Raw genomic sequence first — 26,074 nt, forward strand, 5'->3', positions numbered from 1 at the left:
TTCGGGAGGATATTCGAACGGTGGGGATTGCAGTCCGGTGCCAGGGGTGGATCCGAAATGCCAACGTCGGAAATTTTGAGGGCAAAACTTCGAGTGCCCGCTCAACGTGGGTTGCGGCGAGAAAGGTTGTTGAAACAATGCTATGACGAGTTGACCCCCGTGGTCGTCGTCGTCGGTCCGGCGGGATCAGGGAAATCGACATTGTTGTCCCAGGTCGCCGCGTCGACTGACTCCCCGGTCGGGTGGTATCGGGTGACCGAGGACGACTCGACCGAACATGCCTTCGGTAAATATCTCTGCGCTGCTGCTCGGGAAATGGGCGTTGCTCTCGACCCGGAAACGAATTCGATCGACGCTGTTCTCGGCGAATTGGACAAAATCGGCGACGTCGATGCATTGTTGATCATCGACGATGCTCACGAGATCGCCGATAGTGGCGCCGAAACGGCACTGGGTCGTTTCGTCGCATTGCGCCCTCCTCGTCTACGCATCATCCTCGGAACGCGGCGCACCCTGGAAATCAACTTACCCCGACTCGTTGTGTCGGGCGAGGCTCGCGTGATCGATCAGGACCAGTTGCGATTCCGGTCGTGGGAAGTGGAAGAGCTGTTCGCAACCTTCTACGGCGAGCCACTCTCGCCTGAGCCGGCAGCCAGACTGACGCGCCGGACAGGAGGATGGGCAGCAGGCTTGCAGCTGTTTCATCTCGCCACGTCCAAACTCGCGGACTGCGACCGGCAGCGTGCCGTCGGCCACCTCACGGGGCACTCCAGACTCGTCCGGGCGTACCTCGCCCGTAACGTTCTGGCGGAACTGCCGGCCGATCAGCGATGGTTCATGACGCACACCGCCTCGCTCGAGCTCATGACACCTGCCCTCTGCGACACTCTGCTGGGAATCAGCGACAGCGGACGCATTCTTCAGCAGTTGACCGAACATCAGCTGTTCACCGAGTGCGACGACGTCGGTCGGACCTTCCGGTATCACGAGGTGCTCCGGACATACCTCGAGCTCGCATTGCTGGAAGCCAACGGGGAGAGGGAAACCAAGGCGTGGTACCTACGGACAGCCCGGGTGTTGGAGGAGGCCGGCGAGCACCGACATGCCGCCCACGCCTATGCCAAGGCATCGGACTGGGCGGCGGTCTCGCGACTGGTCCGACACGCAGCCAGCTGCACCGTGCCGATAGGGAACGACGATCCCCTTATTACATGCAGCGAGTGGCAGACCGATCCGTGGCTGGCACTCGCGTTGGCGCGCTTGCGCGTGCGGGAGGGGGCCATCGCCGAAGCCGAACAAGTCTATCGAGCGGCGCGCGAGTTGCTCGACGACCCGGAGTTCGTCGCACGGTGCGAATCCGAGCGGCGCGAACTGCTGGCATGGCTGCCGGGAGCGTCGGTCGACGCGCGACTCCTGCAACACTGGCTCGGGCCCCTGCGGGCCGCATTGCGGGCCCCTAACACTGGGCGCGCCGCAACCGAACCAGGAGCGCCGAAGGCGCGATTCGTAGAGGGGATGTGCGCCCTCAGCGCGGGCGACATCGCCTCGGCCAGAGAGGCAATGGTCGAGGCGCAAGCCGCGGACGAGCCGATTGCCGCGATCTCGTCACGGTTGGTGGTCACGATCGTCGATGCGCTTCGCGGAGCGATGCCAGATCCTGCGGTAGTGAACGATCTGGCGTCGAGATGCTATCGGGAGGGCCTGCTGTGGCTCGAGAGAGTTTGCCGCGGCCTGCAGGAATTGGTGCTCATGCGGGACCTTCCCGCCGAGTGGCGCGCCGACATCTGCGAGGAAATGCTGGTCGAGTGCGAGAAGGTCGACGATCACTGGGGCGCTGGACTGCTGACATTCGGGCTCGCGCTCGTCGCGCTGCACCGACGTGACCCGACGGCGTTCGATCGGTTCGAGGATGCGGCACGCCGCTTCGAGCGCCTGAATGCGCCGGTTCTCGTGGTGTGGAGTCGTGTCCTGGGGCTGAACCCGGCCGCCCCCGACATCGTCGCCCGGTCGAAACAGGCAGCCGCCGCCGCACACGGCGTCGGACTGCACCGAGCCGAGATGATGGCATTGTCGTACGCAACAGGCTACGACAAGAGTCGCTCTCCCACTCTCAAAGAACTTGCGCCAATGACGGCCCATCAGACGGATCCGATCCGCGGTGCCGTGCTTCCCGCGATCGGGATCTTCTGCTTCGGCGGATACCGACTGGAGGCATTCGGACAAATCGTCGACCTCACAGGTCTCCGGCCCCAGGCACGGATACTGCTGCACCTCCTGTCGATGACCCCGAACCTCGATTACCACCGGGAGGTGCTCGAAGATGCGCTGTGGCCCGGTGCCGCGCACGAGGTGGCATGCCACCGATTGCAGGTCGCAGTCTCGAGCGTGCGAGGTCTGCTCGGTGAGTACGGGATGACGCTGCAGCGCAGCGACGAGTCGTATCGATTGGCGACGCCCGGGTATGTCTTCTCGGACGTGGTCGAATTCGAACGCGCGTTGTCGAATGCCGCCGCCCGAACCGACCCGGAGGCGGCACGTGACCGGGTGGCATCCCTCGAATACGCGCTCACTCTCTACACCGGCGACCTCCTCCAGGAAGATGGTCCCGCGGAGTTCGTGGCCTCCGAGCGACATCGGCTGCGCAGTGCCGCTGCGAGCGCAGCCGTGGCACTCGCCGAAGACTATGTGGCGCTCGGTGACAGCGTGAAAGCCGACATCGCTGCCCACCGTGCGGTGGATCTGAACCCTTATCAGGATCGGCCCTGGTGGATCATGGTCGATATCCGCGAGAAGGCCGGCGACATGAGCGCCGCCGAACAGGTACGACTCGACCATCGACGGGTGCAGGAAGAACTCGGTCTCGTCGAGAGTTGATCAAACGGCGCCTCCGGAAATCTCGACTCGGTGCGGAATATGTGCAGGCTTGACCGCCTCGACCAAGGCGTCGAATCGGCGTTCGTCGACCATCCTCGGGTCGGTGACGGTCAGGCGGACGACAAGATAGGGATGGGGACTTCCCGGTGGTGCGACACCGGCCGTGGCGGAACCCACGGTCCCTCCGGACTCCTCGATCTCGGGCTCGAGGTCGAACACGGCCGCTACGGCCTCCCTGATCCCATGCACGGTTCCGCGAACCGCCATCGTCCGGACTCCTGCGGCGATGAGGTCGCGTCGGCGGGATTCGGATTCGTGGCCGTCGAAGGCGAGTCCGATCCAGCCGGCGAGCCAGCCGAGCATGTCCTCCGGCGTGGTGTGTGGATCCAGGTAGGCACAGAACGAATCGAGGGTCGCCAGTATCGGCGCGAGGACCTCGTCGAATGCGTCGCAGAGCTGTTGTGTGCGCGCATCCTGTCGATACACCGCGGGCATTGTCTCGACGAGTGGTCGCGGGGACGACAGCGCTGCGAGGGTGCCTCTCATGCCGTCATCACCACCTGGTGGTCGTACGAGTAAACGAGCGTGTCCGCGGCCAGCGGCAAGACCGATGCGCGTTCCCCGCGACTGCCCGTGACGGGATCCGCGGGATACAACCGGATCGACGTGCTGCTCGACATCTCGAAGCCGGGCACCGCACTGATCGCCGCCGCGATCTCACCGTCGCGCACCGCGCGGCCCAGCGGCCAGCCTCGGCCGTCCCGTCCGCCACGCAAGGGGTCGAGATAGCGGTACAGGACATCGAGCAGACCCGATTCGACCTGGGCGGCAGTGAATCCGGGTCCCGGACGCACGTTCACCACGACGACCGTCACGGCCCGATAGACCGGTGGTTCGATGATCAGACGGGTGCCCACGAGCCGGCGTTCGTCGAGATACCGCCGGATTCGCTGGACGGTGTCGTCCGGGGGTTCGAGATCGGCCAGGGCGATGTGTCCCGCATCGTCTGGACGGACGTGGGGAACCAGGAGGACCCGGACCACGCCCGCCTCGGACGCGTCGTTGGACGGAAGACAGTGCACACGAGCGGTCTCCGGCGCGACCTCGCGTGTCAACTCCTCGAAGTCGCGGGCGGTCACCGCGCGCCCGCGGGAGCGCAACAGCAACGGTCCGCGGATCTTGAGTTCCTCCAGGGTTTCCGGGGGTGCACCGCCGATCGCCGGGCCGCGATTCTCGATTCGGGAGATATAGGGCACGCTCGTCTTCAGCACCCGGATCCGTCCGGACGCGACATTCCCTTCGGCGCCGCCGCCCGTCCGATATGCGGCCATGCGTATCGCCGACGATTTCGCCGGCACCGCACCGTACCGCCGCAGGGTCCCGTCGGCCTGACGCAGGGCGGGACCGAAGGACACCTCGCCGGTGACTGCGTCGACGTGGAACACCTTGTCCTGCGCGGTCGATTCGGCGAAGTGTTCCACGTGATGCCACCGCGACTCCTGGCCGGCGTCGACGACCACCATGCTGCATCCCGGCCACCGCAGGACCGGCGTGTGGCGCACCCGAAGGTGCTGGTCGGCAGCACCGTCGGAGACCCCGAGGAACTCGTCGTGCACCACACGGGCGTGGATGACCGGAGTGGTGCCGCCGATCGTCCGGGCGGTGATCTTCCGGATGCGGGGAGGTTCGGAGTAGGTGCGTTCGCCGCTCTCGGTTTCCCGCAGCCGACAGCGGATCCACGCCCGGCGCACGCCGGCGAACACCGATTCCGTGTGCTCCGGGGGGATGTGCAGGACCACGTCGCCGGGCTTGTTCAGGCCTCCCGTCTGGTCGCGGTCGACTTCGCAGCGCTGCCAGCCGGTGGGGGTCCTGGCCTCCCAGACCCGCGGTGGTCGTCGTGGATCGACACCGATGCCGGAGACCTCGCAGTCGATCCGGAGCAGTACCGCGCAGCGCGGAACGGCATTCGACAAGCCGATCACCAGGGAGTCCCCGGGGCGCGGGACCGGTGAGAAACATGTGAACCCGGCCGAGCCGCGCATCTCGTTGGTGCGTTCGACCGGTTCCGAGCCGACCAGCTGGACGCCCACCCAGGCGGCGCTGCAGGGAACGATGTCGAGGCGCTCCGCCGTCGAGAACACGACCGGCTCGGTGACGTCCGTGCGATCCGTCGCCACCTCGGTCTCCGCGCGCACGACGACCGTCTGCGGTTGCGGTGCGGACAGCCAGAAGGTGACCGCCCCCTGAGCAACTCCCGGTGGTCGTCGCTCCACGCCGATCAGTTCCAGGAACTTGAGGTAGTTCCGGTTGGGGACGCGATTGAGCCGGTAGATGAGCTGGTCGACCATCATCGCGAACGTCTCGATGAGCGTGATGCCGGGATCGGAGACGTTGTGGTCGCTCCATTCGGGGCATCTGTCCTGAACCAGTCGACGTGCGTCGTCCACCAGTTGCTGGAAGGTTCTGTCGTCGAGGTTCGGGGCGGGGAGCACGGAGTCACTTCCTCTGCGGTGGTTCGACGGCCGTGAACGACTCGGCGGGTTCGTCGACGATCAGATAGAACGGGAAGACGAGATTGCGGACGTCGTTGCGCTCGCGGAGCGAATAGGAGATGTCGATGTAGCAGGTCGTCGGTACGTCCGGATCGAACCGGACCACCACGTCGACCAGGTCGATGCGGGGCTCCCAGCGGGTGAGGGCATCGTGCACATCGGCGGCGATCGCAGCCGCGGTCCCGTCGTCGGCGGGTGAGAAGACATGATCTTGTACGCGGCACCCGAACTCGGGTCGCATCGGTCGTTCGCCCGGTGTGGTTCGCAGGATCAGCTCGATCGCCTGCTCGATGTCGCGGGGCCCCGACGCCAGCGCCACCGCGCCCGCGGCGTCGAAGCCGACGGGATAGTTCCAGCCACGCCCGACGAAATCGGTGGACATGGGTCAACCTCCGATCAGGACAGTGAGGGCGCCGGAGACGATCGGAGCTCCGCAGGCGGACATATCTCCTATCCGTGCGGCAGGCATCCCGCCGATGAGGACGGTGGCCGAGCCGGGTCCGACGATCGCCGAGGGTGGGTGCGGTGGGGGAGGTGGGAAGCTGCAGATGTGCGGGGTTCCCACCGTCGCCGCCGGTTGACCGGCGATGAGGACGGTGGGGACTCCCGGAGGGCCGATGACTCCGGGATGGCCTGTGGGATCACCGACGCGCGCGGCAGGGGGCACGACCACCTCCTCAGTTGATCTTGACGAGTGCACCGGAGACGATTGCCGGTCCGCCGGACTTGAACTCGGCGGTCGCGCTCGCCGTCACCTTCACGCTCGGGCCGCCGACCTTCACGCCGGTCGTGTCCGCCTCGACCGTTCCCCGGGCGCCCGCGATCTTGACCGAACGCTTGCCCTTCAGGACGATCTCACCCGACGTGAGCTCGATCTTCGAGTCTGCGCCGTCGATCACCACGCCCTGAGTTCCCTCGACGAGAATCCGTCCGTCACTGTGTATCTCGATCTTGGTGCCGATCTTGTCCAGCGACAGACGCAGTCGTCCGTCACCGGTCTCGGCCAGGATGCCTTCGGTCTTCCCGTCCTCGTCGAGCAGATCGATCCGGTGTCCGTTGCGGGAGACGAACGAACGACGATTGACCGCTCCCGATCCGGCGTCGACGAGATCCGGTCCCTTCGTGTCCGGTGTGTCGATTCCGTTGTGCAGCCCGGCGAGGACATAGGGTCGATTCGGGTCATTCTGTTCGAAAGCGACGAGCACTTCGTCTCCGACCTCGGGGACGACGAGTGCGCCGCGATCCTTCCCGGCGCCCGGCTGCACGACGCGCGCCCAGTCGCTGACGTAGTCCTCGGACAACCACGGGAAGGTCAGACGGACCCGGCCGAGCTGTTCCGGGTCGCGGGCGTCGCTGACGACGGCCACGACCACTCCGTAGTCCGCCTCGCCACCGGTGCCGGACGACAGCCCGAACAGGCTGCGTTCCTCCCTGCCGGTGACGGACAGCGACGTGGTGTAGCCCCCGGCGCCGGGCACGTACCGATGGCGGGCTGCGGTCACGAGGTACTTCCCGTCGAACGGTTCACCCATGTTCGCCAGGCAGATCGGGGTGTCCGCCCGCAGTTTCGGGTTCCCGCGGACGAGGGCCTCGACCTGAGCGAACGACCCGCCGATCACCTCGGCGAGAGCGGTCGCCGCCGAGTCGGCTTCGGGCTGGGTGCGGTAGGCGACGTCGGAGGCGACGTAGGTGGGGTCCCCGAAGGTCGCCGCGACCTCCGCCGGGGTGATCGTCGGCAGCACCGCGCTCTTCGTCTCCGCGGGTGCTTCGGCCACGATCGCCTGCTTCTGCGCGATGTCCCACCCCCGTACCTGAACCTTGGCGACCTGCTCGGCGGCGGTCACCACCGAACGCACCCGCAGCAGATCGGTTCCGAAGGTCAGCACGAGCGGATCCCGGCTGGAGGTGCCCTCGGCCTGCGGGGCCTCCTCGGCGGGTTTCCGGGGACCGAAGTCGAGTTTGTTCTCGCGCACGGCGACCTCGAAACCGACCCGTCGCGCGAGGCCGACGAGGAATTCCCAGTCGGTTCGGCCGCACTGGGACAAGTGATCGAAGACGGTTCCGGTGGACGTGATGTTGCCCAGTTCGATGCCGGCGTCACGTGCAACGCCGACCGCCGCGTCCGACGCCGTCGTCTGGGTGAAGGCCCGGGTGTGCCGGCCGCGGAAGAGCCGGTGGGACGCGTCGTAGCCGCGCACGGTCGTGAACGTTCCCGTACCGTCGAATTCGAGTTCGACGGCGGTGACCTCGCCTGTCACCAACGGTTCCGGAACGGCGACCGCGTCGGTGACGACGGCGATCCTCAGCTCGGAGCCGATCTTGATCTTCGATTTGGCGAGCAGGGTCCGGTCGGTGTCGCGGAAGCGCAGGGCAAACATGTCGGGCACCTGCAGGCTCGAATCCACGAATGCCGTTGCGAGCACGGCCACGAGATCGTCGGCCAGACGATCGCCGTCGACCTCGATCTCCAGTCCGGATGCCGATGTCATCGCAGCGATCCGATCTTCGTGAGCAGGTCCGTCACATTCGGCAGCACGAGCGATCGGCCGGGCGGGAGGCGCGTCGGGTCGTCGATTCCGTTGTAGGCGGCCACCGCTCGCCACATGGCTGGATCTCCGTATTCGCGATAGGCCAGCAGGTGCAGCGTGTCGCCCTCGATCACCTCGTGGACCCGGGAGTGGGTGACCGAACCCGACGACGGATTCTGCCGGCTCGTCTCGCCCGGCATCTCCTCCAGGCTCACGCTGCACACAGCGCGGATCGGTTTGCCGGACGCCGAGAAGAGGGTGTACTTCGCGCTCACCTGGGTGACGAAGGCATTGAAACTCGTGGTTCCACCCCACTTCAGCACCACCAGCGGCGGCATGGGCTTCTTGTCCTTCTCGTCGACCGGGACGCAACACGAGAAGAGCTTGTCGACGCACTTCGCGACGTCGGTGTCCTGTTTGAAGGTCGCGTCGAAGAACATCTCCAGGGTGAGCTTGCACGGCTCGGGCCCGGAGTATTCCGGTGGGCCTGCCTTCTTCGTTCCTTTGGCCGGGCTCCGGTCCCACTTCGCGGACTTGGAGATGGTGATCTCCTTGGGATTGAACTGGAACGCGATCGTCCCCAGCGAACTGCCTCGCTTGCTTCCACCCACGGCCTTCTCCGCCTTGTAGAGGAGCAGCTCCGCGTGGCTCTGCGCCTCGGGTGGTGGCGACGGTTTCTTCGCGGCAGCCTTTCCAGCCTTCTTTGCCGGGGCCGTGCCGGGGGTATTGGCCAGTGCGATCGGATCGGACATTCGTCGGCCTTCACTTCGTAGGTCCCGGCAGGATGCCGTGGTGTGCGATCTCGAGGGTCTCGGTGGCGACCTTCGCGGTGTCGACGTTCAGGCTCGGGCCGGTCCACCGGACCGGCACGACGCCGCGCAACGACCAGCCGGCGATGACCGTTCCGTCCGCCGTACGAGCAGTGATGCCAGCCGTGGTGGGTTGGAGATCCTCGAGGGCCTGGCTGAGCCATTCGGTCAGTTTGCGGCTGTTCGGGCCGACCGGTCGAGTGAGTTTGACGTTGGTGAACTTCATGCGAGTGGGAAGCTGCCACACCATGGTGTTGTTGCCGCCCTCCTCACGCTGCTCCATGACGATCTCCACCCCGAGTCCTTCGCAGCTGTTGAAGGAGCCCAGGTCCGTGCCGTCCACCTCCACCGTGAAACACACGCTCACGGCAGGGTCGTCGTCGGAGGTCGACATCGATTGCTCCTTCGGCTCAGATTTGTGGATCGGCGAGCAGACCGGCGCGTTCCCGGTCGAGCCACAGTTCCGTCTTGATGCGGGTGACGATCGGTTCGTAGAGGCGGTTGGCGAGATCGTCGATGTTCATGCCCGCGAGGGGGCCGGCCGGGGACGCGGTACCGGCGATCGGAGTTGCCGTGGTCGGAGGGTGTGGTTCTGTGGTCGAAGCCGGCTCGGATGGAGGGGAAGGCTCCTCCAGGCGCTGAGCGACGGGGGCTTGCCGTGTCGGCTCGACGTCGTCGTCGTCGACCTCACGTGCGACGTGGGCGAACATCTCCCGAAGCGACACCGGTCGGTCGATTCCGCCGGAGAGCGGTCCCGGCGCCGGAGCCGTGATCGGCGATCCGATACCTGCGGGTTGCGAAGTGCCGGTGTGTCGCTGGACTGTGATCGGTGGGTTCGGTGCACCGCGAAGGGTGACCATGGGTGCGGAGGGGCTTGGGTCTACGTCATGGCCCGCGTTGCGGTGGGGCGGGGCGCCGGGCGTCCCGGGCGGATCGGCAGGAACGGCCGCTACTCGCATGAGCGGAACCGGCTCATCCTGCACCGCTGTGTGAGGAGGATCCGGGACGAATTGCACCGACGTAGTCGGGTGGGGTTGCGGCGCAGCAGGAGCGGTGACGGTTTCAGATGTGAGGTTCCGCTGCAACGGGATCCGATGCGGTGGGACGAGTGGTTCTCTTCGGTCGGTAGAGCTGGAGCGGACCGTCTCCGGTGTCGGTGTCGGTGTCGGTGGTAGGGGATGTGTCGGAACCACCGGCCGGGACGCGACATCGTCCGGCACCGGCGTCATGTCATCAGCGATGCTCGACGTATCGGCCGGGTTCTCGGATGCCTCGATCGACTCGATCTCGTCTGTCAAAATCGGCTGCACAGGAGAGCTTGTAGGGCTGGTTGCGTCGATCGGCGTCTCGGAATTTCTCGAGACGGTGGGGACGGTCCGGGTAGGCGAGGGATCGACGTCCGGTGCTCGGTTCGGAACCGGATCAGGCGTTCGCGATCGACTCGACGCTCCGTTCGTGGGAGCGTCGTCGACCCGTTGGACGCTCGGGGCGACCTGCAGCGGAGCTTCTTCGCCGCGAGATCGATGTTCGACCGGGTCGGGAGCGGCGGTGTGACGAGCGACCACGGGGACAATCGGGGCGGGTTCACTCGCCTCGAGGACCGGGCCCGTGACGGTCGGACTCGGCTCGGGATCCGGACTGTCTCCGGGATCCGGAACCGGAACAACGTCGCGCTGCACTATCGGAGGTGCAGGGACCGAGGACGACGACGGGGACGCTCTCTCCGGGACTACGCGGGGCGCAGAGACGAGGTCGTGCGGGATGACGGTCTCGTGTGAAGTGACGGCTTCGGGTGACGGGATGACCCGTTGGACAACGCGCTCTTCGAAGGGCAGGGACGTGGGCGCCGAACGAGGTGCACGCAGCGGTTCGGGGATCGGTGTGCTCGCAGGGCGAGGTTCTTCAGGCGGGGGTGTCTGCACCGACGGTAGGTCGAGTGTGGGCTGCACCGTCTCGACCGCGGTGTCATCGGCTCGGATGTCGAGGCGAATGGGGCGACGGTGGGGTTCGGGTGTGGCGGGATGCTCGGTCGAGTCCGGAGCCGGAGCCGGTTCCGGCCCCGGGGTCGGAGGCGATGACGAACGTTCGAGGCACGGCGCCGATACTTCTGCCGCCGATCGCTGGACGGGACGGCGGAGTGGCTGCTCGCGCGGGGGAGGAAGCCGATCGATGCTCTGCCGTTCCACGTGCGGCGATTCGTGATGCGGGGGACGCGCCCGCGTCCGTTGCGGTTGCGGTTCGAGCTGGGGCTGCGGGCGTGGCTCGATGGATACTCGCTGTGCGACCTCGGGCTGCAGCACCGACGGTGGATCCACGGGCCGGTCCTGCACAACCTCCGCGGGGTCCGAATCCTGGTGGCCCGCGTGGGCAGAGAGAGGCAGGATCCGTCCCACCGGAAGCTCGTCGACCGGGAACGTCGAAACAGTAGGGAGTGCCCGTTCGTCGTCCGGTGGCGACGCAGTGACCATCTCGTCGATCTCGGTATGTGCACCGGGTACCTCGTTCGATACGGGCGACGAGTCGAGGTGACGAACGGGAGCAGGCGGCGGAGCCGTGTCGGTGGGGGTGGACGGCACGGCACCGACCCTTGCTCGCTGGAGGGAGCCCGGGGGCCGGTGGTGCCGCTGTGCGACGGTGTGGGGGGTTGGACCGTCGTGCCGGGACACCGGCGTAGACGTAGGGGCCGCGGTCAGCGACAACCACGGCACACCGGCGCCGACCGTCGGGAGCGGTTCGACGAGAGCCGGCGATCGGGAGGTTGTGAGCGTTCGAGTGAATCCGTCGAACTGTGTGGTCGACTCGATCGGTTCGACCACCCGCTGCACCGGGGGCAACGACAGCCGTTCGCGAGAGGTCCGCGAGGGGCGAACGTCCGGACGTTCGGGCGGTGTCCGGGCCGGTTCGGCCGACCGGCGTTGCCACGGCCATCGGATGGTCATCGCTCACCTCCTCGCGGATTCCGGCGCCAAGTTCCGGCTCAAGCGCACATACCGTTGCCGATCTGCGTGTTCGAGGTCGAGGATCGTGTCGAACGACCAATGCAGGTGATAGGCGATGTACGCGACCTCGGCGTGCAGACGTTCGGTCCCGTACGTCACGATTCCCCCAGGCGGCCCCCGGCGATGTCGACGGCGAAGTCGCATCCGCACTCCGGACAGGTGACGCCCGCCCGGGTGTGCCCGTCCTGATTGATCCGCCGATACAGATCCTGGAGGAAGGCGAGGTCGGACGCGAACATGTTCTCCACGACTCCGGCGTGCACGTCCTCGATGCCGCCGAGCCGGGACACGACCCGACTGATCAGCACCACCGTCAGATACGACGGATCCTCCCGCACCCGGTCGTCGCGTTGGGAGACGAGTTCGTCGCGGGCCGTGGCGAGACGCATGACACCGTCGCGGTGGACGGTGCCTGCCGAATCGATGTAGCCACGGGGCAACAGGAAACCGAATTCCGTGCGCAGCGCTTCTCGGGTACCCGAAGTTTCTGCCGAACGGTCCGGCTCGTGCTCCACTGTCAGGGTGGAGGTGCTGGTTCTACGCACCGTCCACCTCGACGCGTTCGAAGGTCAGTACCAGTTTCTCCGTCATGACGCTGGTGTCGCCGGCCTTCATAGAGCTGACCTCAAGGCTCTTCGGCCAGGCATTGGTGAGTGTGTATCGCTTGACGGGCTGTCCTTCGTAGTCGTACACCACGATGGCGCCGCCCTTGCGAACGTCCTTCATCTTTCCCAGCTGAGAGTCCTTGATCCACTTGTCGAATCCGTGGTCCTCGGTGAGCGGCCGGGTGAGAGTGACCTCACCGGCCTTCCAACGTCCGGGAAGCTTCTTGACGAGGTACTTTCCGTCCTTCGCTTCGTTGGACTTGTACTCGATGACGTCCTGTTCCATTTTCAGGCCGGTCACCTCGGTGATGGCCTTGATCTGAAGCCCGTCGAACTCGAGTCCGAACGAGTGGCCTACCGAGCTGTCGAATTCCGGTAGAGGCATTGCGGTTCCTCACTGTTCGATACGTCGATCACTCGGCGACCAGGCTGGTGCCGCCGGAGAACTGGGACAGTCGGAAGATCACGAACTCGGCTGGCTTCACCGGGGCCACGCCGATCAGGCAGACCACTTCACCCGCATCGATTCCCTCGGCGGGGTTCGTCTCCTCGTCGCACTTGACGTAGAACGCCTCGTCGGGAGTGCTGCCGAACAGTGCGCCCTTACGCCACTCGTTGACGAGGAAGGCGCTGATCGTCCGGCGCAGCTTCGCCCACAACGCTTGATCGTTCGGCTCGAAGACGACCCAGTCCGTGCCGTTGAGGATGGATTCCTCGAGGTAGTTGAAGAGCCTGCGGATGTTGAGATAGCGCCAGGCCGGATCGGAGGACAGCGTGCGGGCTCCCCACACGCGGATCCCACGGCCGGGGAACGAGCGGATGCAGTTGATGCCTACAGGATTGAGCAGGTCGTGTTCGTTACGGGTGATCTGCGTCTGCAGGGAGACGACACCGCGCAGCACCTCGTTCGCGGGGGCCTTGTGTACACCTCGCGTGTCGTCGTTGCGCGCCCAGACGCCGGCGACGAAACCGGAAGGCGGGAGGTAAGTTCCACCGTCCGTGCTCACCCACGGCCAGTACAGGGTTGCGTACTTGGAGTCGTAGTTTGCCTTGTCGCTCTTCCACTCCTTGATCTGTTGCGCATTGAGGCCGGGCGGCGGGTCGAGGATCGCCATCCGGTCACCCATCAGCTCGCAGTGCGCGATCATGGCCTGCTGGACGGAGATGACGGTGTCGAGGTCGATCGCGCTGCGCTGGTAGGCGGTGACCAGATCAGGAACGCAGATCATGGTGATCTCGTCGATCGCCTCGAGACCGGAAAAACCGGTGCGTTCCGAGACGTCACCGACGTAGTCGTCGGTCGTGAGTTGAGCGGACGGCAGCAGCGCTGGTTGTGCGGGTGCCGCCAGCGTCACCTTCTTGCCGACGGCGAGTTCGTCGGAGGCCTGGGCGTTGGGGATCTGTTCGAGCTTGATCGTCCGGGATTGGCCGTTGACGACGGTCGCGGCATTCGTCTTGCCCCGTCCGGGCGTGACACCCGAATGCTCCTCGACGGTTTCACCGCCCCTGCGGACGACGAGCTTGAAGGTCCCGTCCGCGGGCTCTGCGTCACTCGGCACGACTTCTACTTCGATGCCGGATTCGGCTGCGGCCGGGTCGATCGCGAGCACACGGAAGTTGCCGAGAATGCCCTGCGGGGCAGCCTCGACGGGCTTGGGAGCTGACTTCGAACCGCTGTTGCCGTTGCTGTCGCCGATGCGAACGATGTACGCGTTGCCGCCACCGTTCTGGAAGTACGCATAGACCGACCGCGCGAGGCATGCGCCATCGACGAAACCACCGAAGAGACCGGTGAACTGGGTCCAGTTACTGACGAGGGTCGGTTCGTTGAACAGCCCTTTCTCCGACAACCCGACAAAGGCGGCGACGGCGGTCCCGACGCCTTCGATCGGCCGGGATCCGGAGTCAACCTCTTCGACGTAGACCCCGGGCGACAGGTAGGTCGGCATGGCGCCTCCTCGGATGGCGTTCGGTGAGATGGGTTGATGGTGGCCCGATTCTGTGGAGCGGCACAGATGCGGGGGGACGGACGGTCGGGTAGGGGGAAGTGCGCGAAAGGGCACAACGCGTGAGACCGCAGGCAGGATTCAGGGCCCTACGGTATGAGCGCGAACACTGTGCCCGTTCGCAAACAGTGAAATTCTGGTTCGTCCGGAAGTAACCACCGAGTCGACGTGTGGCGATGCATACACAGTTCAATAACCGAGTACTCGTGGCGGCCTGGCTGGCCTCGCGGCTGCTTGGAGGCACCCGTTGGACTCCAAGGTCGCGCGGTGGGATCTGACCACTGTGAAAAACTGTCTCAGACAAGTGATCAACGGGTCTGTGCGTCGAAGGTTCGAGGCTGCTGTGCGCCGACCATTCGGCGCATCACTCGGTCTAACTGGGCTGACTGTTCAGTCTGGGGAATACGTTGGCATCGAGGGGCTTCGAAGTGTGGATTCTCGGTTTCGGGAAAAAGTTGGCATTCACTGAAAGTCGGCTTTCGCGACAAGCTCCTCGATGGCCTTCCCGAGTACTCTTAGTTGGGAATGATAGCAGGTATCAATTTCTGAATCGGATGGCCGAGGTTCGGCATTTTCTCCGCGGCGATCCTTGACGGACTGCTGCTCCGACTTGACCGCCTCTTTGGTGCGTGTCAAAGCTTCAATGGAAATGCGTAATATTTGTGGCGACACTCGACGTGAGTACTGATCTTTCAGGTAAGCGCGCCAGTCTGCCTTCGTTGCAAGTGTTTCTGGTACCGGAGATTTTCGCAGATCTTTTCCGGATCCACCGGCTCGATCGCGGATCATTCCTACGATGTTTCTCATCGAACGAATCAAGCTGAGATCGCCTCGTCCGGATGTGCTCGATTTCAGGGCGTGTGTCTTTTTCTTTGCGGCTTCCTCATATAGGAGAATGGTCGGCTGCAGCTTGTACCCTGTATCCTCGGCGGTGACCTCGCCTTCCTTCTTCAATCCCATGAGTGCTCGTCTGATAAATGCGTCCGGAATTATGTGTTCCGCTATCATCTTCCATTCTGGTATGGGCTTCTTGCCGTGCAGGCTACTAATCTTGGCGCCATACGGTGCGATCGTCCCGATTCCGGGTGCGTGTGTGCCCGGTCCTGCAGACTCGTCCTTCAAGTGCTCCCGAGCTAGTGCCAGTATGCCTTTTTGAACTCTTGCTGCTCGGCGGCCGGCGGCCTTGATCTGCCTGAGCTCTTCTTTCGCTGCAGTTCCGAGTTTGACCAATTGATCTTCGCTTCGCCCACTCAGTGTGTTGAGTCGATTTAGGTAGTGCGCCATCTCGTCCCGAAACTTCCCCTCAAGATCGGAAACTTGCGACCTTACTGTTGCGTCGCAATTCTTGAAGGCGTCGGCTAGGGGAGTTGGGGATGAGGCGACGTAAAGCTTGTCGGGTGATCCTGGTCGGTTGTATAACTTATGAACCTGCCGGCTCGATTTCGGTCGGAACTCGGAATGGAACTTTATGTTAATAAACTCCTTGCACTTCGCTCGGATGTAGTCGGCGATAGATCGAGTACCTGATCTAATTTTTTTCCGTGTCTGCTTGTACTTCTTCTTCGCCCAAGCCTTGCCCGCCTCGAACTTCTTCTTCGCCCAAGCCTTACCCGTGGCGTAGGCGGCCTTCGCCTTCGCCTTGATATTTGCCGCAGCCTTGCCGAGCTTGGACTTCTTCAGCCTGTCGAGGAACTTCTTGCCGTACTTGACCGCCTTGGCGATCAGCCAGTCCACGGCCTTGCCGACGGGAGTCTGCACCTTCTCGAGGATGCTCTTGATCTTGTCGGCGATCCCGCCCAGCCCCAGCAGGCTGGCGAGACCGCTGATCAACATCGGGACGGTCTTCGACAGCGTGCCCTCGATCAGAGCCGCCACCTTGCCGACCCCGCCGGCCGCGATCGACTCGACCGAGTCGAGGACGGAGTCGACGAAGTCCTTCAATCGCTGTGCATTGTCCACGAACCACATCACGGCGTCGTAGATCATCTTGCAGGCCTTGATGAACGCCGCCGCAGGATTGAGAAGCGAGATCAGCCACGTCACGCCGGCCGTGATCACCTTGGTGATGACGAAGTCGCGGATGCGACTCATCACCTGTTCTTTCAGGTCCGAGATCTTCTGCGCGATGAACTTCCACAATGCCGGGACGCCCTCGGTGAGGATCATCTTGACGAAATCGACACCCTTCTCGATCGCGCTCATCGCCTTCTCGCCGACCACGTTGACGATCCGGGTTCTGATCGACGTCCACGTGAGGCCGAGAAGGGACAGCAGCAGACCGATGATGCCCTTCAGGTCGAACTTCTCGGGGATCTCGATGCCGGCTTCGGCGAGGGTACCGAACAACCAGCCCTGCAGACCCTTCTTCAAGTGCGTGAGTATGTTCGACATGAAGTTCTGGATGCCGGTCTTGACCGCGTTGACGAACTTCCCGAGGAAGTCCATCGGGTCCTTGATGATCTTCTCGACGGCGTTTGCGGCTCGGGTGAAGACGCCGAGCAGCATGTCCTTGAGTTTCTTCACCGTGTCGATAGCGCCGCCGATCGCCTCGGCGGCCTGGCCTGCGAATCCCTTGTTCTCCGCCTGAAGCTTCTTGATCTCCTCGTCGACCGCATTGCGTGCCTCGATGTACTTGTCCGCCAGATCGTCGACGAGCGACTCCTGCTTCTCGTCGACGGACTTCTCCAAATCTTCGAATTGCGAACCAATTTCCTTGGCGGCATCACCGGCCAGCTTCTGAAGGTTCTTGGGTTGCTCCGCGACGAACTTCTGGACCTGTGCGCGCCCCTCGGACACCCGGGCCTTCGCACGTGCGAGTTCGGAGCCCACGAGATCGGCGATGCCGCCGATGACGTCCTCCATCCGCGACTCGTACAGCTTCTTCGATTCCAGGAACAGCGCGTTCGCCTCGGGCGGCATGTCCAGGAGCAGGTCCTTCAACCACAACGCGGACCCACCAGGACCGCCGTATCGCTTCGCCTTGTACGCAGCCATGCGGGCCTGGTGGTCGGCGACGAACGCTTCCTTGGCCTTCCTTTCACCTTCCTCGAACCGCTCGGACACGGTCTTGTCGAGACCGGTCAAGATCCCCTCGACGTCGGCCTTTGTCTTGTCGAAGATCTTCTTGATCTCGCCGGTGATCCGGCTTCGTTCCCCTTCGTCGGCGGACTTTGTGGCCTGTTTGCCCGCACCGGCGGCTTGCAGCGCACTGCCTTTCGAGGCGGTAATCGAACTCAATCCGGTCTTCGCCGTGGCATCGGCATCCGCAGTGGCGCCGGCGATGACCTGAGCTTCCTTCTCGCGCACAGCAGCGGGCGCATTCGCGTCGTGCTCCTCGGCAGTCTTCTTCGCCTCGAGTGCACCGGTGAACTCGGGCTCGTTCGATTTGGCGAGTTGTTCCTTGGTGACCCCGGCTTCCGCCATCTTGTGGTCGGTGGCGCAGCTGTCCGCACCCAGTCTCGTCTGGTCGTCGGGTGCAGGTTTCGGTGCCAACAGTTTCGGATCCGGTGGTGGAGGCGCGGACGGCGACGGGGGTGGCTGAAGCGGTGTGACCGGCTTGTCCTTCGCAGTGGAGGTATCCGGTGTCGCCTCGGTCGAATCCTTGATTTCTCGGGCGGACGCCTGCTTCCCTCCGGTGACCTTGCTCATCACCTCGTTCTTGACCTGATCCGCCTTGCCGGATTGCGCGAACTTGTCCGCCTCGTCCAGGTTCTTCGGAGCCTTCGCCGCGATCGCGGCCTTCACCGCGGCGATGAAGCCCGCCTTGTCGAAGCCTCCTGGCTTCGCGGCGTCCATCTTGCCGGTGTGAGCGGCCTTGGCCTGGGCTTCCTTGTCGTCGGGTGGCGCGACGGCCGCGTTCTGTGCCTCGCCCACTTCCTTCGAGGCAGGGGGATGCGCTTTGGTTGCATCGGCTTTGGTCTCGATCTCATGTTTCGCGTGGGCCCATTGCGGATCCTTCTGCGGATCAGCCGGTGTCGGTTCTACGGGTGGCGCAACGCAACCGCTCTGGACGGGTCCGGCGTCGAGACGCTGGGTGACGAGAGACGCAACGGCGTGGTTGCCCGCGGCGGACTGCAAGCGGCGTAGTGAGTTGGAATCCGACCGCACAGCAGCAGCCGATCGCGCAGGAGTGCGTTCCGGGGCAACGGATCTCGTGACTCGAGTGGGTGCAGTCATGGCATCACGCCGATTCTTCCTCGGACTCCTCCTCCTGACGCTGCACGAAGGTCTGGGCGGTTTCGTCTTCCTTTTCCTCCGCGGCCTCCTCACGCTGCACGGCAGCGGATCCCTCTTCCGTGGTTCGCTGGAGTGCGCCGGAGGGCGCGGTCGTGGGAGCGGGTGCGGCCATGACGTGCTCGGCATTCGCGACGGCGTCGCGTTCGAACCGATCCGAGGGATCGCTGATCCGTACCCCACCGCCGGCGTCGGTGCCGTCGACAGGGCCATTGCGCTGCTGCACGACATGCGTCAGTTCGTGAGCGATCATGTGCTTGCCGGTGTCCGATCCGGGGTCGTACCTGTCGTTCTGGAAGACGATGTCCGAACCCACCGTGTACGCCTGTGCATTGACGGATTTCGCGGATTCGTGCGCTGTTCCGTCGCTGTGGACGCGCACGTCTCCGAAGTCCTGACCGAACCGGCCCTCCATCTCAGTGCGCAGGTCGGTGGGCAGCGGTGTTCCCGCAGAGGCGACGACGTCGTGCACGGGCGAACGGTCCTCGTCGAGGAGTGCCGACGCTCCGGCATTGCCGACGACACGCTGCAACCCGGCCATGCCTTCGGGTCCGGCGACGTCCAGACGTCCGGACAACGCCGCTCTCAGAGCGAGAGCCGAGTTCGGTTCGTCGAGTCGCGAAGCCTTGGGACGCAGCTCCGCATCGCCGTCGTGATCTGTCTCGTGCGTGCGCATGGTCTCTCGCTTCCGTCGGTACGCACCGAACATCCACCGTTCTCCAGCTGTACGAAAGATGCGAAGGCGTGGCCGTTCGGGCAACGATGACTGCCCGAACGTGCATCTGATCGGGCAGGATTCTCAGCTGGTGAGGACTGCATGCATGTCCGGGTCGAGCACAGTACTCAGTTCCTCCCACGGCACGGTGAGTTCCACAAGATCGGAGTAGGTCGGTGCGACGGATCCCTCGGCGAAGTAGATCCGCATCCCGTCGGGGGTCGCAAGCCAGCGAGAGAACAATGCCGGGTCGGCGCTGACGGCATTCAGGTCGAACGAGGCGCCCGCGTCGGTGCTCGGGCCGAGTTCGCGGGAGACGGCAACAAGACGATCGAGGCCGTCAGCGGTGTCGGTGAAAATCTCGTCGAGCGTGAGTACGTCACCGGAGTCGATGCCGACCACGACGGTGTCTGCGAAGTCCTCTGCGGACTCCTCGTATTCGGCTGTCACCAGTAGCACGCCACTAGTGACGCGTTCGCCGATATGGGCGACCTCGCCGTCCGAGCCGGTCAATCGACCACCTGCCCGTACCTCCGCGATGCGGTCGTCCAGAGCGGCGCGCATCGCTGCATTGAAGGTATCGGTGACGGCGGGGTCGCCCCCGGTGATCTGGGGGAGGACGACATCGACAGGTACGGGATTCGGCGTGACGACTTCGGTCGAGGCGTCGGTGTAGGGCTCCGGGGTGGCGGTGCCGGAGCCACCTCCGCCGCCTCCGCCAGCGCCACCTCCGCCTGCGCCGCCGTTCCCGTACGGTCCCGGTACGGTGCTGGGCTCCGGTGCTGGTGCGGAGTCGGGCGCTCCGCCTCCCTCAGGTGGGTGGTCGGGGCCACCCGTCGCTGCGCTGGAGTCGGCTTCACCCGGCGGTGCGTTCGCGGCGATGGACGTGTCGGAGACTGCCGAAGGTGTAGTAGGGCCGGTAAGGAGACCGTGGCCGACGAAGATCACTGCCACCACGAGAGCGACCACACCGACCGCAGCGGTGAAGATCCGTCCGCCGTTCTCGAGCATGCCGGGATCCCATCTCTACAGGAAGATCAGAACTGCAGCGACGTCAGCCGCCATCCGTCGTCACCTCTGGTCGCAATCGCCCATGCGACGTGTTCGTTCTCGTCGATGAGCAGGTCGTTCGGTGTCGTTGCCGATTGTCTGATCGAGACGACACGGTGGACGGTGTCGTCGCTGTCGGGGGGATGCTCGTCGGCGAGGAAGGCGGCGTCCGCGCGGACGGTCGCCTGGTCGCGTTTCCACTGCTCCCACTGTGATCCGGGTCCTGGTTGAGAGACGACGGTTTGGGACCCGAGTTCGGGACCGAGGTACGGTGCGGCCCGCTCCAGTGCGGCTGCTCCCGATTCGTCCTCTGCCGGCCTCCATGTGAACATCGTCTCCAGTGCGGTCTCGATGACGACGAGCGGATCCTCCCGGTCGATGTCCGGAGTGGCCGTTCCCTGGACACTCTCCCCGCATCCGGACGCGATGAGCACCACTGCGCACGACGCGAGCAGCGATCCGGAGCACTTCCCGAGGTTCATGTCACTCGCCGCCCCTCCGACTCGGGGTCGAAGTTCGAGACGGTCACGCCACTGTCGGTCGAGGCGTGCACCATCTTGCCGCCGCCAACCGCGATCCCGACGTGGGTGGGAATGTCGAACTCGTTCCACCCTGAGAAGACCAGGTCCCCGGGGTCGAGTTCGTTGACCGGAACGGGGTCGCCGATCTCCCACTGTTCCTGAGTCGAACGTGGCAACACGACCTTGCCGTCCGTTGCCTGCGCCACCGCATGCCGGGTGAGGCCGGGACTGTCGATACCACCCCTGGTCGGGCCGTCAATGTTGCCGCCGCCCCAGACCCACGATGTCCCCTCGAGGGTCCGGGCCACCTCGACGATCCGGTCGCCGACATCGGGCTGCGGCGCCTCGGTCGGCGGCGGTGGGGTCGTCCCCGTCGCCCAGGGCGCGGCCGCGAACGCCATGGCGCGCTCGAGGATCTTCTTCACGTAGGGCTGTGTCTGGGTGGTGTACTCCCCACCGAAGGGCATGCCTCCCGCCTCCAGCACCGCACCGAATCCGGCGTTGTAGGCGGCGAGCGCCAGGGCCACCGGATCGCCGACCACACGGCCCGTGGAGATGGCGTCGGCGCTTGATCGGTGGTTCTCGCACATCAGCGCGCCCTGGGCCATCACAGCGTCAGCGATGCTGTTGACGTCCGGGGGAGGTCCGCTGCCGTCGTAGTCCTTGCCCCAGGTCGTCCACGTGGCAGGCATGAACTGTGCCGGGCCGCGGGCTCCCGTCGACGAGACGGGGGCCGAAGGGCCGTGCCGGAATCCGTTCTCCGCCTCCAGTTGCGCCGCCAGGAGCGGTGCGGTAATACCCGAACACATCACGCCGGCCTTCAGCAGCCACGGTACGAACTCGGGCGGGACGAGTCCGGGGGTGAGAACACCGACGGAGCAGTCGGTGGTGGCGGCCACCAGTTCCACCACGGAGGAACCCGACGATGCGCCCTCGTCGAGCAGGGGAGCGGGGTCGACGGCTCGACCGTTGAAGCGCCCGCCCTCCCACAGTTCGAAGTGCAGGTGCGGTCCGCTGGATTGGCCGTTGGATCCGATGTCGGCGATGTGCTGCCCGGTCCTCACCGGATCACCGGTGCGCACCAGCACGCCGTCGGGGTACATGTGCCCGTAGACGGTGGAGACGACCCCGGTACGTGTCGGTGTGTCGATCACGATCCATTGCCCGAAGCCACTGGCAGGCCCGGCCGCCGAGACGGTGCCGTCGAGAGCTGCGTAGATGTCGGTTCCGGCATCCCCGGCCATGTCGACGCCCTGGTGGAAACCCCCACTTCGGGCACCAAACGGGGACGAGACGACGAACGTGCCGTCCGCGACCGGTTTCCGGTTCATGGGGCACGGGACACCCGCCCCGGTGTCGGCGAACGCCGGTCCCGGTTGACCCAATGCAACTGTCAGGACGACCACGAGCAGGCCCGCGAGCCGTCCGAGTGCACGACGCATTCTCATGGCATGGATCCCGCCGGCATTTTGTGGACTCGATCGCATCCGTTGTACGGCTTCAACTATCACCAGACCTGTTCTACAACGGCAGGGTTGCCGGCCGGTTCGGCCCTTTCGTCGAGGATCCGTGCCCCCGCTGTCCGGTATGCCTGCTCGAACGTTCCGACTGCCGTTCCCGATCGGGCATTCTGTTGCTTGCCAGCGCTCTTCGACCATGGAGCGTGCGACGATCGACTCCCAGGAGGGTTGATGAGATCGCTGCGCTTCCTCTCGGCATTCGTAGCGCTGATCGCAGCGCTGGGGTTCGTCGTGGCGTGCGGAGGCGGAGAACCGGATCCGCAGTCGGCATGGACGGGGACCGACGAAGACTCACTTCCGGACGGAGCCCGAGACGCCATCGAAGGTGCCCTCGAAACCATGTTCACGTGGTATCCGACGACGGACGCCTCGACACGCGACGCCTACGAGCGGGCATCGAAGTATCTGACTCCCGAGCTCGCGGCAGCGAATCACTCCAGTGAACGCGGAACCAGCGTGTGGTGGGACGAATGGAAAGCCGCGGATGCTTCGGTGATCGCCGATGCCCTGGTGATCTTCGGAGAGCACCCGAAGGACTCCGAAAACGCCGTCGAGCGTGCGGTGATGCTGAACCAGAAGGTGACGGCGTCGGACGGGGCGGTTCTCGAGGAGAGCGACATGCGCGTGGACCGTGTCGCTGCTGTCAAACAAGGGAACGACTGGCGCGTCAGCCTCATCTCCTTCTTCCCAGAAATTCCGACCCAGGCGCCACCACCGCCGGAATGCGCTGAGGGAGAGCAGCGTCTGCAGCACCCGACCGGCCCATGCGTCCCGATTCCGCAGGTACCGCCGGGGTCGGGGACTCAGCCTCACAAGCCGGGAAGCCCCGGACCAAGCCCCGGACCGGGAACACCGAATCCCGGAACTACAGGAACCACGTGCCCGGATGGAACTACGGTGCAGGCGGGGCAGACCTGTCCGCCGATTGTGGATCCTCCGGAGCCGTGTCCGGATGGTAGTCCTCGGTTGCCGGATGGGACGTGTTACGAGCCTCCGGAGCCGTGTCCGGATGGTAGTCCTCGGTTGCCGGATGGGACGTGTTACGAGCCTCCTGACTGCCCTCCGGGAAGCTATCCCCTAGCGGACGGAACATGTTACGAGCCTCCCGACTGCCCGCTGGGAAGCATTCCCTTGCCTGATGGGACCTGCTATACGCCCGAGGACGATGATTCCTCCTATATTTGTCCCCCTGGAACGATTGATCGGGAACGCTGTAGACGGCCTAAGCCAGACCGAAGGCGGACCAGGTCGAAGATGATCGCCGCAGATCGATGTGTGTAGGGGGACGGGTAGGTCGAGTAAGAAGCCGGCTGACATGGACGATTCAGGACGGATCTCGAACGCGGATGTCGCACCCATCTGCGGCAACTGCGGCACCGTCAACGCGGCGAATGCCGAATTCTGTGTTCGCTGCGGACGGTTCGTCGGGTTCGAGTCGGGATCGGGCACCCATGAGGGGCGCACACTTACGTCCCAGATCCCGGTGGTGACGTCCTGGAGTCCACCGGATCGGGCTACCGGTTCGGACGTTCGAAGTGCTGCCCCCTCCGCCCCGAGCCGGAGCTCCGCCGGCGGTCACGGTGAGGCGCGTCCTCCCCGCGTCGAGATCGTCACTCCGGAGCTGACGATCGATCCGGAAGGGGGTGGCACGTTCGATCTGCGGGTGCACAACACCTCCACGATCGTCGATCGCTTCCGGGCGGTGCCGCTCGATGCTCCGGGCTGGTTGAAGCTGACGCATCCCGCGATCGCCCTCTATCCCGACGAGGAGAAGCCGGCCACGATCAGCGTCGTGATCGATGCACCCAGATGGCCTGCCGCTCAGAGGTTCACGCTACCGATCCGAGTACATTCGGACGAGGATCCTGACGCCGCCATCGACGTCGCTCTGGCGTTGACGGTGCCACCGATCGGCGACCCCGCTCAGCTCCACGTCGAACCGGAGCGGGTCAGGCTCCGGGACGGGACATCGGCGAAGGTCGAGCTGAAGGTCGACAATCGAAGCAGCAACTATCCTCAACGTTTCGAGTTGAGCGGTTCGGACGCCGAGGATCTCCTCGAATTCGAGTTCTCCGCCGACGTCATCGAAGTTCCTCCGGGGGAGACGGTTCCGATCGGACTCGCCGTCCTCGTGCCACCACCGGAGGCCGGTTCGGCACGGTCGTATCGCGCCACGATCCGCGGTGCGAACGATCAGGCCGAGATCGAGACGCATCTGACGATCGAACAAGAGGTGTCGGCACTGCAGCTGCGGCTCGAACCGAGCACCCTCAAGGCCGCCGACGCGCCCTACGGGCAGGGATGGCTGATCATCGACAACCGCAAAGGTGGCGTCGACCGACATGTCCGGCTCTCCGGTCGAGACCCGGAAGGATCGGTCCGGGTTTTGTTCTATGTAGCAAAGATCGATGTCCGCGCCGGTTCCGAGAGCCGGGTCGGCATCCGCGCCCAACTCGTTGCTCCCCGGAAGGAAGCCGAAACCAGCAAACCCTTCACGGTCGTCGCGACCGACGGCACCAGTGAGGCCACCGTAGACGGAACCCTGATACACACGACCTCGCCGAATCCGATTGCCACAGCCGAAATCCGACTCGAACCCGAGCAGATCACGGTCAAGGACCGCACACACGGTCGCTGCCGTGTAGCGGTGGACAACACCCGTGGATCGCAACCACTGAAAGTGCGGCTGAACGGTTCCGATCCGGAACGCGCCGTCGGATTCGAATTCGAGGCGTGGGCACTCGAAGTGCCGCCGGGCGGGGTGTCGCGGGTCGCGATGACGGTCTCCGCTCCACCACCGCCGGGCGGAGAGACGGTCTCCCGGGAGATCCGGGTCGTGGCAAGCAACGAGGACGGTTCCGTCAAGACCCAGGGCGCCTTCGTGCAGACAGCGTCCCCGGCGCCGATTACCCTCGCTCGGATACGGCTCGAGCCGGAACAGTTCACCGTGCACAACAGTTCGCGTGGACAGTTGCGTGTCGTGGTCGACAACAGGAGCAGGGCCTTGCCTCTCCGGGCGCGACTGGTGGGCCGCGACCCCGAAAACGCCGTCCAGTTCTCCTTCGACCCGCCGACGTTGAACATTCCCCCGGGGCAAGCCGGTTGGGCGAAGGTCACCGTCCGGGCGCCGCGTCCGCGAATGGGGCACGCCAAGGTCCGAAACCTCGAGGTGGGTGCCGAGGACGGCGGAATCGTCGTGGATGCCGGCGCCGTGCTCACCCAGACCTCGGACGACCTGCTTCCGCTGATCCGGATCGCCGCGACCCTCCTTGGAGGCCTGATCGCGTTGATCGGAGCGTTTCTCCCATGGACGGGTGATGCACAGCAGGTTCCGCTGCTGACCGTGCGGCGGTTCCCCGGTATCGGCGACATCATGAGCGTCGCTACCGGAGACGACTACACCTACGTGACTCAACCCATCGCTCGGGCGGTCGTGATCGTGCTCATCGCGCTCATGCTGATCGGCATCCTGCGTCCGAAGGGTGGCATGACCATCATTGCCGGCCTCGCTGCCATCGCTGTCACGATCGGATTCGCGGTCTACGCGGATGCGCAGTTCTCTGCGGCGCCCGGAGGAACCGGTTTGCCGCTCGTGGTGGTGGGGTGCCTCCTCGGATGTGTCGGCGGATTGTGCATCCGAAGTAGCGAATCGTGACGATCGG

General features: G+C 64.9%; 18 protein-coding genes. 2 read left to right on the plus strand and 16 right to left on the minus strand.

Annotated elements, in window-relative coordinates; all coding sequences use genetic code 11:
• The first annotated feature begins 57 nt into the window (after positions 1–57).
• On the plus strand, positions 58–2,874 hold the full coding sequence (locus tag OCS65_RS07945; protein ID WP_338049261.1) for an AfsR/SARP family transcriptional regulator: 2,817 nt from the start codon (positions 58–60) through the stop codon (positions 2,872–2,874).
• Here OCS65_RS07945 and OCS65_RS07950 read toward each other — a convergent pair whose 3' ends face one another.
• From OCS65_RS07950 to OCS65_RS08020, 16 genes are all read right to left on the minus strand, one after another.
• The gene (locus OCS65_RS07950; protein WP_065922218.1) at positions 2,875–3,420 is read right to left on the minus strand and encodes a phage tail protein; all 546 of its coding nucleotides are present in this window, start codon (positions 3,418–3,420) and stop codon (positions 2,875–2,877) included. It lies immediately after the preceding gene.
• Positions 3,417–5,366, minus strand: coding sequence for a putative baseplate assembly protein (locus tag OCS65_RS07955; RefSeq protein ID WP_065922219.1), 1,950 nt, complete (start codon positions 5,364–5,366; stop codon positions 3,417–3,419). Before OCS65_RS07955 ends, OCS65_RS07950 begins: the two co-directional genes overlap by 4 nt.
• A 4-nt stretch (positions 5,367–5,370) precedes the next feature.
• A complete protein-coding gene (locus OCS65_RS07960) occupies positions 5,371–5,808 on the minus strand; it encodes a GPW/gp25 family protein (RefSeq protein WP_065922220.1) in 438 nt (145 codons plus the stop codon).
• Between the two features lie 3 nt (positions 5,809–5,811).
• Complete coding sequence (locus OCS65_RS07965; protein ID WP_335740036.1) at positions 5,812–6,126, minus strand: PAAR domain-containing protein; 315 nt, start codon at positions 6,124–6,126, stop codon at positions 5,812–5,814.
• Complete coding sequence (locus OCS65_RS07970; protein ID WP_065922221.1) at positions 6,104–7,915, minus strand: VgrG-related protein; 1,812 nt, start codon at positions 7,913–7,915, stop codon at positions 6,104–6,106. Before OCS65_RS07970 ends, OCS65_RS07965 begins: the two co-directional genes overlap by 23 nt.
• Entirely contained in the window at positions 7,912–8,706 is a 795-nt protein-coding gene (locus tag OCS65_RS07975) for a CIS tube protein (protein WP_065922222.1), read from the minus strand. Before OCS65_RS07975 ends, OCS65_RS07970 begins: the two co-directional genes overlap by 4 nt.
• Positions 8,707–8,716: 10 nt before the next feature.
• Complete coding sequence (locus OCS65_RS07980; RefSeq protein ID WP_065922223.1) at positions 8,717–9,157, minus strand: phage tail protein; 441 nt, start codon at positions 9,155–9,157, stop codon at positions 8,717–8,719.
• A gap of 2,548 nt (positions 9,158–11,705) precedes the next feature.
• Positions 11,706–11,906 carry a DUF6760 family protein gene (locus OCS65_RS29850; RefSeq protein WP_306430604.1) on the minus strand — a complete coding sequence of 67 codons (201 nt, stop codon included), beginning with the start codon at positions 11,904–11,906 and terminating at the stop codon, positions 11,706–11,708.
• Positions 11,858–12,307 (minus strand): hypothetical protein, encoded by a 450-nt coding sequence (locus OCS65_RS07985; RefSeq protein ID WP_231772565.1) that lies wholly within the window; start codon positions 12,305–12,307, stop codon positions 11,858–11,860. Before OCS65_RS07985 ends, OCS65_RS29850 begins: the two co-directional genes overlap by 49 nt.
• Positions 12,300–12,752, minus strand: a complete 453-nt coding sequence (locus OCS65_RS07990) for a phage tail protein (RefSeq protein ID WP_050035730.1) — start codon at positions 12,750–12,752, stop codon at positions 12,300–12,302. The genes OCS65_RS07985 and OCS65_RS07990 overlap by 8 nt, the downstream gene beginning before the upstream one ends.
• A gap of 28 nt (positions 12,753–12,780) precedes the next feature.
• Positions 12,781–14,316 (minus strand): phage tail sheath family protein, encoded by a 1,536-nt coding sequence (locus tag OCS65_RS07995; protein ID WP_065922225.1) that lies wholly within the window; start codon positions 14,314–14,316, stop codon positions 12,781–12,783.
• A gap of 519 nt (positions 14,317–14,835) precedes the next feature.
• Positions 14,836–18,450: a phage tail protein gene (locus OCS65_RS08000; protein ID WP_263509371.1), complete on the minus strand. Its 3,615-nt coding sequence runs from the start codon at positions 18,448–18,450 to the stop codon at positions 14,836–14,838.
• Positions 18,451–18,553: 103 nt separating this feature from the next.
• Positions 18,554–19,282, minus strand: a complete 729-nt coding sequence (locus tag OCS65_RS08005) for an eCIS core domain-containing protein (RefSeq protein WP_050036417.1) — start codon at positions 19,280–19,282, stop codon at positions 18,554–18,556.
• Between the two features lie 123 nt (positions 19,283–19,405).
• Positions 19,406–20,278, minus strand: coding sequence for an RsiV family protein (locus OCS65_RS08010; protein ID WP_185712963.1), 873 nt, complete (start codon positions 20,276–20,278; stop codon positions 19,406–19,408).
• Positions 20,279–20,358: 80 nt separating this feature from the next.
• A complete protein-coding gene (locus OCS65_RS08015) occupies positions 20,359–20,853 on the minus strand; it encodes a hypothetical protein (protein WP_050035726.1) in 495 nt (164 codons plus the stop codon).
• Entirely contained in the window at positions 20,850–22,340 is a 1,491-nt protein-coding gene (locus tag OCS65_RS08020; protein WP_263509374.1) for a peptidoglycan DD-metalloendopeptidase family protein, read from the minus strand. The genes OCS65_RS08015 and OCS65_RS08020 overlap by 4 nt, the downstream gene beginning before the upstream one ends.
• Before the next feature lie 1,735 nt (positions 22,341–24,075).
• Between OCS65_RS08020 and OCS65_RS08025 the strand changes: the two genes are divergently transcribed.
• Positions 24,076–26,067 (plus strand): hypothetical protein, encoded by a 1,992-nt coding sequence (locus OCS65_RS08025; protein WP_157127569.1) that lies wholly within the window; start codon positions 24,076–24,078, stop codon positions 26,065–26,067.
• The last annotated feature ends 7 nt before the right edge of the window (positions 26,068–26,074 follow it).

Origin of the sequence: Rhodococcus aetherivorans (assembly GCF_025722975.1) — a bacterium.
In the GTDB taxonomy this organism is placed as follows: Bacteria; Actinomycetota; Actinomycetes; order Mycobacteriales; family Mycobacteriaceae; genus Rhodococcus; species Rhodococcus aetherivorans.

What these genes read in the sequence shown, in the direction of transcription:
- OCS65_RS07945 (WP_338049261.1), top strand. Translation starts at nt 58, where the DNA reads ATGCCAACGTCGGAAATTTTGAGGGCAAAACTTCGAGTGCCCGCTCAA.
- OCS65_RS07950 (WP_065922218.1), bottom strand. Translation starts at nt 3,420, where the DNA reads ATGAGAGGCACCCTCGCAGCGCTGTCGTCCCCGCGACCACTCGTCGAG.
- OCS65_RS07960 (WP_065922220.1), bottom strand. Translation starts at nt 5,808, where the DNA reads ATGTCCACCGATTTCGTCGGGCGTGGCTGGAACTATCCCGTCGGCTTC.
- OCS65_RS07970 (WP_065922221.1), bottom strand. Translation starts at nt 7,915, where the DNA reads ATGACATCGGCATCCGGACTGGAGATCGAGGTCGACGGCGATCGTCTG.
- OCS65_RS07975 (WP_065922222.1), bottom strand. Translation starts at nt 8,706, where the DNA reads ATGTCCGATCCGATCGCACTGGCCAATACCCCCGGCACGGCCCCGGCA.
- OCS65_RS07980 (WP_065922223.1), bottom strand. Translation starts at nt 9,157, where the DNA reads ATGTCGACCTCCGACGACGACCCTGCCGTGAGCGTGTGTTTCACGGTG.
- OCS65_RS29850 (WP_306430604.1), bottom strand. Translation starts at nt 11,906, where the DNA reads ATGCGACTTCGCCGTCGACATCGCCGGGGGCCGCCTGGGGGAATCGTG.
- OCS65_RS07990 (WP_050035730.1), bottom strand. Translation starts at nt 12,752, where the DNA reads ATGCCTCTACCGGAATTCGACAGCTCGGTAGGCCACTCGTTCGGACTC.
- OCS65_RS07995 (WP_065922225.1), bottom strand. Translation starts at nt 14,316, where the DNA reads ATGCCGACCTACCTGTCGCCCGGGGTCTACGTCGAAGAGGTTGACTCC.
- OCS65_RS08005 (WP_050036417.1), bottom strand. Translation starts at nt 19,282, where the DNA reads ATGCGCACGCACGAGACAGATCACGACGGCGATGCGGAGCTGCGTCCC.
- OCS65_RS08015 (WP_050035726.1), bottom strand. Translation starts at nt 20,853, where the DNA reads ATGAACCTCGGGAAGTGCTCCGGATCGCTGCTCGCGTCGTGCGCAGTG.
- OCS65_RS08020 (WP_263509374.1), bottom strand. Translation starts at nt 22,340, where the DNA reads ATGAGAATGCGTCGTGCACTCGGACGGCTCGCGGGCCTGCTCGTGGTC.